The 14146-nt window shown below is 70.9% G+C and carries 3 protein-coding genes; 1 reads left to right on the top strand and 2 read right to left on the bottom strand.

Going from position 1 to position 14146, the window contains the following annotated elements; all coding sequences use genetic code 11:
• Positions 1-16 precede the first annotated feature (16 nt).
• Complete coding sequence (locus D7X74_RS01155) at positions 17-1147, bottom strand: tryptophan 7-halogenase (RefSeq protein WP_120531030.1); 1131 nt, start codon at positions 1145-1147, stop codon at positions 17-19.
• On the bottom strand, positions 1144-3105 hold the full coding sequence (locus tag D7X74_RS01150) for a LodA/GoxA family CTQ-dependent oxidase (RefSeq protein WP_147444157.1): 1962 nt from the start codon (positions 3103-3105) through the stop codon (positions 1144-1146). The genes D7X74_RS01155 and D7X74_RS01150 overlap by 4 nt, the downstream gene beginning before the upstream one ends.
• 296 nt (positions 3106-3401) lie before the next feature.
• Between D7X74_RS01150 and D7X74_RS01145 the strand changes: the two genes are divergently transcribed.
• Entirely contained in the window at positions 3402-14129 is a 10728-nt protein-coding gene (locus D7X74_RS01145) for a non-ribosomal peptide synthetase (protein WP_120531028.1), read from the top strand.
• Positions 14130-14146: the final 17 nt, after the last annotated feature.

Raw genomic sequence — 14146 nt, 5'->3', positions numbered from 1 at the left:
GAGCAAGAGGCGGCCGTCACGCGGCCAGGGCGCCGGAGGCCAGGGCCTCGCGCCGGTTGCGCCAGAAGGGGGCGTCGGGCCACCGCCGCTCCTCGCGGTAGTAGAAGTCCCGCGTCCGCAGGTGCTCCACGAAGCCCTGACGCACCCGGGCCGCATAGGCATCCAGGGCGTCCGGCACGCCCCGCAGGTGCTGCTCCAGCGCCTCGGCCGCCAGCAGGGCGGACCCGAGCGCCTTGGAGATGCCCTGCGACGACAGCGAATCAAAGGTACACGCGGCGTCCCCCACCGCCAGCCAGTGCCGCGCGTGGGGACGGTCCAGGAGCCCCACGGTGGCGGGCACCGCCCGCAGCGGTTCGCCGGTGAAGTCACACGCGTCCAGCCGCTCGCGGGTGGCGGTGGTGCGCCCAAGCAATGACAGCCAGGCTTCCGGGGCGCTCGGACGCACGCCGCGCAGGGACTCCCCATCCCCCATCAGCGCGACGACGACGCGGCCTCCGGGCAGCAGCGCGGAGTACCACCAGCCCTCCGGGCGGGCCTCCACCAGCGCCTGCGTGCTGAACGCCGCGCCCTCCCGCAGGCGGAAGTCGCCGTACAAAGCGAAGCAGCGATCCACCACCTGCCGCCGCGCCCCCTGCGACGTGGCGAAGTCCGCCTTCCAGCCGGTCGCGTCCACCACGAAGCGCGCCGACAGCGTGGAGGGGCCTTCCGCCGGATGCGACAGGTGCAGCCGGAAGCCCTCCTCGCCCAGGGCCTCGCATCCCACCAGCGTGGTGCCGACCTTCACGGTGCCGCCCCGCTCCACGACGTGGGCGCGAAGGCTCGCATCGAAGCGGGCGCGGTCCAGGTGCCAGGCCGAACCCCAGGGCGACATCAGCGTGTCGTGATAGCCCACGGTGGCGGAGCCCCACGAGGACGCCGTGCCGCGCGAGGGCAGGTGCCCGTCGCGCAGGAAGCCGCCCCACACCCCCAGCTTCGCCAGGGGCAGCCGTGCGTCCGGGGGCAGCGTCTCTCCGATGCGGGACGCGGCCTGGGGGGCGCGCTCCACCAGCGTGACGGACAGCCGTGCCTGGGCCCGCAGGGCGAGCGCCACGCCCGCGCCGGCCGGCCCTCCCCCGAGGACGGCGACGTCGCAGTGGGCGTCGCTCACGGCATGTCACCGTCCGGCAGCAGGCGCTCCACCTCCAGGTAGAGGGGGGCCGGATCATCCGAAGTGGAGCTGCCCTGGTCCGCGGGCTGCGCATCCTTCCGGGCGAGGATGAAGCCCAGGCCCTTCCACTTCGCGACCATCTCCTCGTCCTTGTCGAAGTTGATGTCGGACGGGCGCGTCCAGTAGCCCTGCTGCCACTCCCCGTCGCGGTCCAGGTAGTTCACCTCGTAGGGGCGCTGCGAGGGCCACCACCACAGGGACGTGTTCTGCACGACCTGGTTGGAGCACTCGTTGAAGTCCGCCTGCCAGGGCAGGGCCATGTACTTGGTCGCGTCCCCTGGCTCCAATCCCTGTCCATCGTGGGGGTTGGTGTTCCATTGCAGGCCGCTGCCGCCGGTCGCGCGGCGCTTGAAGCGGAACGGCTCCATGAAGAAGTTCGGGTCGCGGGCAATCCAGGTCATCTCGATGCCCGGGCAGAACGGCCCGCCCACGCAGTTCTCCAGCACGCCCCGGTCCAGGAGCTGACCCGGGGTGGGCGTGGCCGTGCTCGGCGTGTTGTCGAAGAGGCCCTTGCTGAACTGGCTCAGGAAGAAGTACTGCGTCCGCGTGAGGGTGAGGAAGGTGCGCGGGACGTCTTGCGTGAGGGGATTGTCACCCGCCATCTGCGGCATTCGCAGTGGGTAGTCATTGAAGGACTGCGGGTCGCGCACGTACTTCATGAAGTTGTGGGTGCTGGCCTCCGGCCGGGGAAGCCCTGCGTGCGCGTCGATGCCCTGGTCGTTGATGCGCGCGACCCAGCGGTAGTCGGAGGGGCGCTGGAGGATGGGCAGGATGTCCGCCTGGAAGTTCGGCTTGTACGCGTCGTTGAACGTGCCGCCCTTGCAGACGTCGGGCTCCAGGTCGCGCTGGGTGACGAAGGTGTCCCGCAGCGTGTCGTACAGCGTGACCATGTTGAGGAGCTGGGGCGCGTAGGCCGGCGGGGCCACCATCATCCACGCCGGAAACGGCACCTCCACACGCGTGCCCCCCTGCAGGATGACCGTCGCGGTGACGGGGCCGTCCGACGTGTCGTCCCACCAGAAGTTGTTGTTGGCGTAGGTGTCCAGCCGCGGCTGCATGTAGGCCTGGGCCTGCATGTAGTCGGCGGTCTGCTGGATGTCCGGCGCGCTGTTGGACGCGTGCGTCGCCAGCTCCGCCACCATGGCGGCCCGGAGCGCGGCCTGGGTCGGGTAGCACTGGTCCGCCACCGGCCGGAGCTGATCCAGGCGCACGCGCTGCGGGGCGGTGAGCGTCGCGTCGTCCTCCAGGAGGTTGTCAATCAACCCGTTGGACAGGTTCCACACCGCCGTCGTGCCGGAGCGGCCATGGCCTCCCACCGTGTAGAGATAGCCCTGGTCATCCGCGATGACGCTGCCCAACGTGGTGATGTCATTGTTGTCAGGGAGCAGGCCCGACGCCGGGAACGTCTGGGGATAGCCCTTGCCCTGGGGGTCGTCCTGGGAGAGCTCCGCGCGCGACGGGTGCTGGTTGCTGCCCCGGCACGCCACGGTGCGAGGCCCCGGGTCGATGATGAGCGCCTTGCGCCCGGCATCGTCCTTCGTGCGGGGATTGCGCAGCGCGTGCGAGGGCGCGTACGTGCCGTCCGCGCCCTGCTGCTGCTGGAACTCGTACCAGGCCGCCTTCTTGTTCGCGACGTGGACGGTCCACTCGATGTCCAGCACCCCGTCGACCCCGGGCTGGATGCGCTTTCCCGGCGCGGTGGGATGGTCGGGGTCGAACGTGTGGATCTGGAACCGGGCCGCCTGCCGGCGGATGCCACCGTGCGGGTCGCGGAAGCGGGTCACGTCCCCACCGGTCCGCTCCTGCGGCAGGCCCTTCGCCGTCTCGGGCCCCAGGTAGTAGTCCTCGCTGTCCCCGACGCGGGCCACCCCGACCGCCGGGTGGATCTTGTAGCTCATGCCCATTGCAGCGCTCCTCCGGTATTGGCGGGGAGTTCTGCAATTGGCGGGCCTTCCGGGAGAAGACTGGGCTTGAGGAAGTGCGAGGGCTTGCGATGCGTTCCCTTTCATTCCTGACACGTCAGCGATGGGCTGACAGGTCAGGCGCCCGTCGGTGACGTGTCAGCCTTTGGGCAGCCCCTTCTCCGCGCGGCGTGCGCGTGGGATGCGACTGGAGGTGGAACCCAGGGCCGGGGAGGGAGCGACCCGTGTCAACTTTCACCCAGTGTTCCTCCCTGTCCGGCTATCCTCGGAGGATGAGTACATATCGGCCGAAAGGGGATGGCGCGGAGGCGACGGTGACGCCGGCGCAGAAGCGAGCGCGTCTGGCCGAGCTGCTGCGCAAGGCGGCCCGCACCACCGTCCAGGCCCCCGTGTCCTTCAGTCAGGAGCGGATGTGGTTCCAGGACCGACTGAGTCCGGGCAGCGCCGCCTTCAACATCCCTGTCCGCGTGCGCTTCTCCGGCGCGCTGGACGCGGCCGTCCTCCGTGCCAGCCTCCAGGAGCTGGTGCGGCGTCATGCGCCCCTGCGCACCACCTTCATCGAGCAGGACGGTCGCCCCCTCCAGCGCATCGCTCCAGACCTGGACCTGGCGCTGACGGTCGTGGACCTCCAGGGGTTCCCCGCCGAGGAGCGGGAGGCCGAGGCCCTGCGCCAGCTCACGGAACAAGCGCGCCAGCCCTTCGACCTGGAGAAGGGGCCGCTGCTGCGCGCCCTCCTGTACCGGCTGGAGCCGCTCGAACACCTGCTGCTGCTCAAGCTGCACCACATCATCACGGACGGCTGGTCCATGGGGGTGCTGGTGCGCGAGCTGGGGGCGCTGTACCCGGCACTGGCCTCGGGCCAGCCTTCGCCGCTGCCTCCCCTGCCCATGCAGTACGCCGACTTCGCCGCCTGGCAGCGTGAGTCCCTTCAGGGCGAGGTGCTGGACTCCCACCTGCGCTGGTGGCGGGAGCGGTTGGATCCGGACGCCCTCCTGGAGCTGCCCACCGACCGGCCCCGCCCCGCGGTCCTCTCCGGGCGCGGTGCGCGCATCAACGAAGTGCTGCCCCTCGCGCTCATCGAGGCGCTCAAGGTGCTGGCCCGCGCGGAAAACACCACCCTCTTCGGCGTGCTGCTGGCGGGCTTCCAGGTGCTGCTCTCCCGCTACACGGGACAGGAGGACGTGGTGGTGGGCACCTCCGTGGCCGGCCGTGGCCGCGCGGAGCTGGAGGGCCTCATCGGGCTCTTCACCAACTACCTCGCGCTGCGCACGGACCTGTCCGGGCAGCCCTCGTTTCGCGCGCTGCTCGGCCGGGTGCGGGAGACGACGCTGGAGGCCTACGCGCACCAGGACGTGCCCTTCGAGAAGCTGGTGGATGCGCTCAAGCCCGAGCGCCTGTTGAGCGTCAATCCCCTCTTCCAGGTGGCGCTGACGCTGCAGAACGCGCCCCTGCCGCCCTTGAGATTGCCGGGGCTCGTGCTGGACGCGCAGCCGGTGGACAACCGCACCAGCAAGACGGACCTGTCGCTGCTCGCACAAGAGCTGCCGCAGGGCCTGCGCCTCACCGCCGAATACAACACGGACCTCTTCGACTCCGGCTCCATCCAGCGACTGCTGGGGCACCTGCGCACCCTGCTGGAGGGCGCGGCCGCGGCTCCGGACCGGCGCATCTCCGAGCTGCCGCTCATGGACGCGGACGAGCGGCGACGGGTCCAGCGGGAGTGGACCGGGAGCGCCGCGCCCTTCCCCGACGCCACCTGCCTGCACGCGCTCTTCGAAGCGCAGGCGCGGCGGACGCCCGAGGCACCGGCCGTCCAGTTCCGGGGGCAATCGCTCACGTACGCGCAACTGGATGCCCGCGCCAACCAGCTCGCGCACGCGCTGCGCCGCCGGGGCGTGGGGCCCGAGGTGTGCGTGGCCCTGAGCGTGGAGCGCTCCCTGGAGGTGGCCGTGGGGCTGCTTGGCATCCTCAAGGCGGGCGGCGCCTGGGTGCCCGTGGATCCGCTGCTGCCGCGTGAGCGACTGGCCTTCATGTTGGAGGACAGCGGCGCGAGCGTGCTGGTGACGCAGGCTCCGCTCCTGGAGCGCTTCGCGGAGGCGCACCGTGCGCGGGCCCTGTGTCTGGATTCGGAGCGGGATGCGCTCACGGGTGAAAGTCCCGAGCCATTGGACTCCGGTGTGGGTCCCCGAAACCTTGCCTACGTCCTCTACACGTCCGGCAGCACGGGCACGCCCAAGGGGACCGCCATCGAGCACCGTGGTGTCTGCAACCTCGTCACCCATGAGGCTTCGGCGTACGGCATCGGGCCTGGCAGTCGCGTCCTGCAGTTCGCCAGCCTGTCCTTCGACCTGTCCGTGGAGGAGATCTTCACCACCCTGTGCAGCGGGGCCACGCTGGTGCTGGCGCCGCTGGAGGACCTGATGCCCGGTGAGCCGCTGCGCACGCTGCTGCGTGACGAGGCGCTCACCGTCATCAGCCTCACGCCCGCGACGCTCGCGGCCACGCCGGCGGAGGGACTCCCAGCGCTGCGGACGGTGATTTCAGGAGGAGAGGCGCTGCCCTCGGAGGTGGTGTCGCGGTGGGCTCCGGGCCGGGTGTTCCTCAACACGTACGGCCCCACGGAAGCCACCGTCATGGCCACGCTGACCGGGTGCGTGGCGGACGGGCGCGTGCCTTCCATCGGCCGGCCGCTGGCCAACGTGCGCGCGTACGTGCTGGACGCGCGGGGTGAGCCCGTGCCCGTGGGCGTCAGGGGCGAGCTGCACCTGGGCGGAGTGGGCGTGGCGCGCGGCTACGCGGGGAGGCCGTCGCTGACGGCGGGGCGCTTCGTGCCGGATGCCTTCTCCGGAGAGATGGGAGCGCGGCTGTACCGCACCGGCGACGTGGTGCGCTGGCGCGAGGACGGCACGCTGGAGTTCATCGGCCGCGCGGATGCGCAGGTGAAGGTGCGCGGCTTTCGTATCGAGTTGGGTGAGGTGGAGGCCGCGCTGGGGAAGCTGCCGTGGGTCCGGGAAGCGGTGGTGGTGGCGCGCGAGGATGGGCCCGGCGGCAAGCGGCTGGTGGGCTATGCCGTGCCTCGCGACAGCGTGGCCACCGATGGCAACGCCCTGCGCGCGGCCCTCAAGGACGTCCTGCCTGAGTACATGGTGCCCTCGGCCGTCGTGGTGCTGACCGCGCTGCCGCTCACGCCCAACGGCAAGGTGGACCGCAAGGCGCTGCCCGCGCCAGACCTCGCGGGCAGTGGCACGCGGGAGTACGTCGCGCCGCGCACGCCCACCGAGCAGCGGCTGGCCGGGCTGTGGCAGGAGTTGCTTGGCGTCACACGCGTCGGAGCCCAAGACCACTTCTTCGACCTGGGAGGCCATTCGCTGCTCGCCACGCAGGCGCTCAGCCGCATCCGACAGGCCTTCGCGGTGGAGCTGCCCCTGCGGCGCCTGTTCGAGTCACCCACCCTTGAGGCCGTGGCCCGCCTCATCGATGAGGCTCTCGCGGGAAGGACTCAACCGGCACCGGCAGCGAGCAAGAAGCACGAGGCCCGCGTGAGGCCCGTGCCGACCGTTCCCCTGGAAGACGTGGCGCGCGAATTGGAAGCCCCCGCTGGTAGCGCACCACTCGGTGACGCCAGCGCGGCCTTCACATCCGAGCAGCGCCAGCGGGTGCTGGTGGAGTGGAACGCCACCGCTTCCGACTTCCCACGGGACTCCACCCTGCCGGAGATCTTCGCGCGCGTGGCGGCCCGCTTCCCGGAGAAGGTCGCCGTCGAGTCCGGCGAGGCGAAGCTCACCTACCGGCAGTTGGACGCGAGCGCCAACCGACTCGCGTGGCACCTGCGCTCGCTGGGCGTGGGCACCGACTCCCGCGTGGCACTCGCGCTCGAACGCTCCCTGGAGCTCATCGTCGCGGTGGTGGCCATCCTCAAGGCGGGCGGGGCCTATGTGCCTTTGGATCCGGCCTACCCGCGCGAGCGCCTGGCCGCCATGGTGGAGGATTCGAGCCCTCACGTCCTGGTGACTTCGCGCGCGTTGCTGCCGAGCCTTCCCCGCGAGGGACTGCTCCCCGTGGTGCTGGACGAGCTGGCGTTGGAGTCATTCCCAGCGCACGCGCCCCCACCGGCGGCCCTGCCCGACAGCCTCGCGTATATCGACTTCACCTCGGGCTCCACCGGCAGGCCCAAGGGCGTCGGCACGCCTCACATCGCCGTGCTGCGCACCCTCTTCGGCGTGGACTACGCCCGCTTCGGGCCGGAGGAGACGCTGCTGCTCATGGCGCCCCTGGCCTTCGACGCCTCCACCCTGGAGGTCTGGGGCGCGCTGCTGCATGGCGCGAAGCTGGCCGTCTTCCCCGCGCACCCGCCTTCGGATCCGCACGAACTGGAGCAGGTGCTGGTGCGCCACGGCGTGACGACGCTGTGGCTCACCGCGGGGCTCTTCACCCAGGTGGTGGAGGCACACCTGCCCGCGCTGCGCTCACTGCGACAGGTGCTCACGGGCGGTGACGTCATCTCCGCGCCACACGTGCGCCGGGTGCTGGAGCACCTTCGCCTTCCCGTCACCGCCGGCTATGGCCCCACGGAGACCACGGTCTTCGCCACCAGCCACCGCTTCACGGAGGCGTCACAGGTGGGAGCCTCCGTCCCCCTGGGCCGCCCGCTGGGCAACACGCAGGTGTACGTGCTGGATGCATCCGGACAGCCCGTGCCTCCAGGTGTCACTGGCGAGCTGCACGTCGGTGGCGAGGGCCTGGCGCGCGGCTACGTCGGTCAGCCCGGTCCCACCGCGGAGCGCTTCCTGCCCGACCCCTTCTCCGCCGTGCCGGGGGCCCGCCTCTACCGCACCGGCGACCTTGCCCGCTGGCGCGAGGACGGGGTGCTGGAGTTCCTCGGTCGCGCCGACGCGCAGGTGAAGGTGCGCGGCTACCGCATCGAGCTGGCCGAAGTCGAAGCCGCGCTGCGCGCCTGCCCCGACGTCCGCGACGCCGTCGTGGTGGCGCGCGAGGATGTCCCCGGAGACAAGCGACTCGTCGCCTACGTCGTGGGCCCGGAGTCGCTGGAGGCCGCAGCGGTGCGCGCGTTCCTCCAGCAACGACTGCCCGACTACATGGTGCCCTCCGCCGTGGGACGGCTGGACGCGCTGCCACTGACGCCCAACGGCAAGGTGGACCGCAAGGCGCTGCCCGCGCCTTCCACGTTCCAGGCACGCGCCCGGACGCGCACGCCGAGCACGGACACCGAGCGGCTGCTCGCCACGCTCTGGGAAGAGGTCCTCCAGACGGGCACCGTCGGCGCGGAGGACAACTTCTTCGAGCTGGGCGGCCACTCGCTGAGCGCCACGCGGATCCTCTCGCGCATCCGGCGCGCGTTCCCGTTCCAGGTGGAGCTGTCCATCGCGGACATCTTCGCGGCCCCCACGGTAGAGGCCCTCGCCCGCCGACTGGACATCCAGGCCCCGGCGCGACCCACGCTGACGGTGCCGCCCCTCCAGCCCGCGCCGCGCGACGGGAGCCTGCCCCTGTCCTTCGCGCAGCAGCGGCTGTGGTTCTTCGCGAAGCTGGAGCCTGACAGCACCGCGTACAACCTGCCCTTCGTCATGCGCCTGGAGGGCGTGCTCGACGTGCCGGCGTTCTCACGCGGCCTGCGCGACCTGCTCCAACGCCACGAGTCCCTGCGCACCACCTTCCGTGAGGAGGCGTCCGGTCCCGTCCAGATCATCGCCCCCACACCACCACTGCCCGCGGGATGGATGGACCTGGGCTCCGTGCCCGACGCCGAGCGCGAGCTTCAAGCCCTCATCGACGAGGAAGCACGGCAGGTCTTCGACCTGGAGGCCGGTCCGCTCTGGCGCGTCCTCCTGGTGCGACTGGACGCGCGGCACCACGTGCTGCTGCTGACCCTGCACCATGTCATCTCCGACGCCTGGTCCATGGGGGTGTTCCTCGAGGAGCTGACCACGCTGTATGCGGCCCACACGGAAGGACGGGTCCCCCTACTGAAGCCACTGCCGGTGCAGTACGCGGACTTCGCCGTCTGGCAACGCGGCTGGCTGCGCGACGAGGCGCTGGCGCCCCAACTGGACTGGTGGCGCACGCAACTCCACGGCGCACCCAAGGCACTGGAGCTGCCCACGGATTCCCCCCGGCCTCCGGTGCGGACCTTCCGTGGCGCGGTGGTGACCTTCCAGTTCCCTCGCGACCTGTCGGACGCGATGCATGCCCTCTGCCGACGTGAGGGCGTCACTCCCTCCATGGTGGTGCTGGCCGCCTTCCAGGTGCTGCTCTCCCGCTACAGCGGCCAGGAGGACCTCTCCGTCGGCGCGCCCATCGCCGGTCGCCAACACGCGGAGCTGGAGGGACTCATCGGCTTCTTCGTCAACACGCTGGTGCTGCGCACGAAGCTGGAGGGCGACCCCTGCTTCCGGAAGCTGCTCGGCCGCGTGCGCGACGTGGCCCTGGGTGCGTATGCGCATCAGGACGTGCCCTTCGAGAAGCTGGTGGAGGCGCTCCGTCCCGAGCGCGACCCGCGCCGCGCGCCGCTCTTCCAGGTGATGCTCGCGTACCAGAACGCGCCCATGCCGGAGACGATGGGCACGGGACTGCGCCTCCACCCGCTCGAACCCCGGGGCGGCACGGCGAAGTTCGACCTGACGCTCGCGCTGAATGACACAGCCGAAGGACTGAAGGGCCTGCTGGAGTACGACTCCGACCTCTTCGACGTTGCGACCGCGCGCCGCATGGTGGCCCACCTGCGCACGCTGCTGGAGGGCGCCCTCCGTGAGCCGGAGCGCCGGCTCTCCGCGCTGCCCATGCTCACGCCCGAGGAGCGCGACCTCCTGCTCCACGCCTGGAACCCACCTGACTCCGCCACGGCGGAGGACGCCGGGCTGCACCGGCTTCTGCAAGCGCAGGCACGTCTCCATCCGGACACGGTCGCCGTGGAGCACGAGGGCCAGACCCTGACCTGGGCTGAAGCGCACCGACGGGCCCGCGAGGTGCTTCGGAGCCTGCGCGTTCGCGGAGTGGTGGCACTGCCTCCCCCGCCGCCCCTGGTGCCCATCCCGCGCACGGGTCCGTTGCCCCTCTCCTTCGCGCAGCAGCGGCTGTGGTTCATCGACCAATTGGAGCCGGGCAGCTCCGCCTACAACCTCTTCCTGCCCCTGCGCGTGCAGGGCGCACTGGACGTGGCCGCCCTGGAGAAGGGCTTCACCGCGCTCGTCGCGCGCCACGAATCACTGCGCACCGTCTTCGTCTCGCGGGACGGTGAGCCCGTGCAGGTCATCCTCCCCGCGAAGCCCTTCTCCCTGGAGCAGGTGGACCTGGGTGATTTGGCTCCGGACGTCGCCCACGGAGTCCTGGAGCAGAAGCTGCGTGAAGAAGCACAGCGCCCCTTCGACCTGGAGCGCGGGCCGCTCCTCCGCGTCTCGCTGCTGCGGCTGGGCGAGGACGCATGCGTGCTGTCGCTGAACATGCACCACATCGTCTCCGACGGGTGGTCCATGGGCGTGCTCGTGCGGGAGCTGACCGCGATGTATGGCGCCTACGCTGCGGGCCAGGAGCCCCGGCTGCCGCCCCTCTCCCTCCAGTACGCGGACTTCGCGGTCTGGCAGCGCGAGTGGTTGAAGGACGAGGTCCTGGAGCATCAGGTGTCCTGGTGGCGTCGGCAGCTCGCCGGAGCGCCGCCCCTGCTGGAGCTGCCCACCGACAAGCCTCGCCCGCGCATCCAATCCCACCGGGGAGCCCAGGTTCCCGTCCGGCTGCCGGCGGAACTCGCCAAGGCCCTCCTGGAGCTGTGTCAGCGCGAGGGCGGCACGATCTTCATGGGGCTGGTGGCTGCCTTCCAGGTGCTGCTCTCCCGCTACAGCGGCCAGGAGGACATCCCCCTCGGCTCCCCCATCGCCGGCCGCACGCATGCGGACACGGAGGGCCTCATCGGCTTCTTCGTCAACACGCTGGTGCTGCGCACGCACGTGGCTCCGACGCTCACCTTCCGCGAGCTGCTGGGCCGCGTGCGCGCCACCACGCTCGCCGCCTACGAACACCAGGACGCTCCCTTCGAGAAGCTGGTGGAGGCATTGCAACCGCCGCGCAGCCAGGGCCACTCGCCCCTCTTCCAGGTCCTCCTCTCCCTACAGAACACGCCGACGGGCGCCCAGACGCTGTCCAGTGCTTCAGGCCACGCCACACCCCCGCGACTCCTGCCCCTGGAGCACGACTTCCAGACGACGAAGTTCGACCTCGACCTGTCCCTCACGCAGACGCCCCAGGGCCTGCACGGGATGCTGAGCTACCGCACGGACCTGTTCGAATCCTCCACCGTCGTCCGGATGGTGGAACACCTGCGCACGCTCCTGGAGGCCGCGGTGTCCCGCCCGGAGACGCGCGTGGGCGAACTGCCCCTGCTGACCACGGGGGAGCGGGAGCAGGTGCTGCACGGGTGGAATGACACGCACCGCGAGCAACCCTGGGACGGAGCCCTGCACGAGCGCTTTGAATCCCAGGCCGCACGGACTCCGGACGCGCTCGCCGTCGTCGATGACGCCACGTCCCTCTCCTTCGACGTCCTCAACCGGCGGGCCAACCAGCTCGCGCACTGGCTGCGCAGACGCGGCGTGGGACCCGAAGCGCGCGTCGCCCTGTGCATGGAGCGCGGGGTGGACATGGTCGTGGCGGTGCTCGGCATCCTCAAGGCCGGAGGTGCCTACGTTCCCCTGGATCCGGCCCACCCGCGCGAACGCCTGGCCTTCATGCTCCAGGACTGCGGCGCACGCCTCGTCGTCACCCAGCGCCACCTGGTGGACACGCTCTCCGGGGCCACGGTGGAGACCGTGTGTCTGGAGGATCCGAGCATGGACGAACAGCCCGGGACCAACCCGTCCCGCGGCTCCGAGCCCGAACACCTCGCCTACGTCATCTACACGTCGGGCAGCACGGGCCGTCCGAAGGGCGTCCTGGTGCAGCACGGCTCGGTGATGAACCTGCGCGCGGCACTGGCCTCCGCCGTCTTCGCCGGCACGGAAGGAGCCCTGCGCGTCAGCCTCAATGCGCCCCTGTCTTTCGACGCGTCGGTGCAGCAACTCGTCCAGGTGGCGGACGGTCACACGCTCTACGTGGTGCCCAGGGCCGCGCGCGAGGACGCGGCGTTGCTGAAGGCCTGGGTGGAGCGGCACCGCGTGGACGTGCTGGATTGCGCTCCGTCACATCTGAGATTGCTCCTGGAGGAGGGACTTGGAGACTCCCGGCCCCTGCGCGTGCTGGTGGGCGGCGAGGCGGTGGACGAAGTGCTGTGGTCGAAGCTGTCCACGCACCCCTGCATCTCCGCCTTCAATGTCTACGGTCCTACGGAGTGCACGGTGGACTCGACGGTTCGCGCGGTGCATGGGGCCGGAGGTCCACCCACGCTGGGCGGCCCATTGAGCAACATCCAGGTGTACGTGCTCGACGCGCGGATGCAGCCGGTCCCCACGGGTGTCCCTGGCGAGCTGTTCATCGGAGGCAGGGGCGTGGCGCGCGGCTACCTCCAGCGACCCGAACTCACCGCCGACAAGTTCGTGCCGGATGTCTTCTCCGGAGCGTCGGGAGCGCGGCTCTACCGCACGGGCGACACGGCGCGCTGGCGGGCCCACGGTGAGCTGGAGTACCTGGGCCGCGTCGACTTCCAGGTGAAGTTGCGCGGCTTCCGCATCGAGCTGGGAGAAATCGAGTCCACGCTGGAGGCGGCGCCCGGAGTCCGCCGCGCGGTGGTGCTGGCGCGCGAGGACGTGCCCGGCGATCAGCGCCTCGTCGCCTACGTCGTGGCCCCGGAGCCCATCGACACCGCGGTCCTTCGCGCGCACCTGAGAACGAGGCTGCCGGAGTACATGGTGCCGTCCACCTTCGTGCGACTGGAGGCACTGCCCCTCACCCCTCACGGCAAGGTGGACCGCAAGGCCCTGCCCGTGCCCGGATCCGCCGCGTTGTCCGACGCCTACGTCGCCCCGAGCACGCCCCTGGAGGAGCAACTGGCGCGGTCCTTCGCCCAGGTGCTGCGCGTGCCTCGCGTCAGCATCACCGACAGCTTCTTCGACCTCGGGGGCCACTCGCTGCTGGCCCTGCGGTTGATGGCCGCCATCCGCGAGCACACCGGCCGGTCCCTTCCCGTCTCCGCCCTCTTCCAGCACTCCACCGTGGAGCACCTGGCACGACTGCTGGCGCGACAGGACGTCTCCCAGGGCACGCCCAACCTCATGCGCCTGGATGCAGGCAACGCGCACCTGCGCCCCCTCTTCCTCGTCCATGGCGGTGGCGGCGGCGTCCTGGGCTACACCGAGCTGGTCCGACAGCTTGGAAGCCACCGGCCCGTCCACGGTCTGTATGCATCCGGCCTGGAGGGAGGAGCGCTGCCTGCGTCTTCCGTCGAGGCCCTGGCCCGCGACTACCTCGCCCAGCTTCGCACCGTGCAGCCACGGGGGCCGTACCTGCTGGGAGGCTGGTCCTTCGGAGGACTCGTGGCCCTGGAGATGGCGCGCCAGCTCCAGGCCGTGGGCGAGCCGGTGGAGATGTTGGCCCTGCTGGACTCCACGGTGCCCACGCCGAAGCCCCGGCCCGCGCCCGATACGCTCAGCCTCCTGGGCCTCTTCGCCCGGACGCTGGGCCTGCCATGGCAGGAGTTGGACCTGGACCTGGAGCGGCTGCGACGGCTGGAGGGTCGGGAGCAACTGGCCTATGTGCTGGAGCAGGCCCGGAGCGCTCCGACGGGCGACCTCGGACTGGACCTGGATGGCGCGGAGCGACTCCTCACCCTCTACCAGCGGCTCCACGACGCCCAGCGAGCCTACGTACCGGACGGAGGCTATGCGGGGCCCACGCTGCTCTTCCGGGCCGCCACTTCCGATGCGTCGGATTGGAGCGCGTGGCTCACGGGCAGGGTCACCGTGCACGAGGTGCAGGGAGACCACTACACGCTGCTGAATGCGCCCCACGTCACGACCGTGGCGGAGCGGCTCCTCCACCACCTGCGCGAGGCTTCTTGAGCAAGGAATGCGGGCCC

This window comes from Corallococcus sp. CA047B, from assembly GCF_003612065.1.
Lineage (GTDB): Bacteria > Myxococcota > Myxococcia > Myxococcales > Myxococcaceae > Corallococcus > Corallococcus praedator.
Note: the sequence above shows the minus strand (reverse complement) of the source record. Positions and strands in the feature narration are given on the sequence as shown.

Excerpts from the sequence above, each read along its gene's own strand:
- D7X74_RS01150 (WP_147444157.1), bottom strand. The coding sequence starts at position 3,105 with ATGAGCTACAAGATCCACCCGGCGGTCGGGGTGGCCCGCGTCGGGGAC.
- D7X74_RS01145 (WP_120531028.1), top strand. The coding sequence starts at position 3,402 with ATGAGTACATATCGGCCGAAAGGGGATGGCGCGGAGGCGACGGTGACG.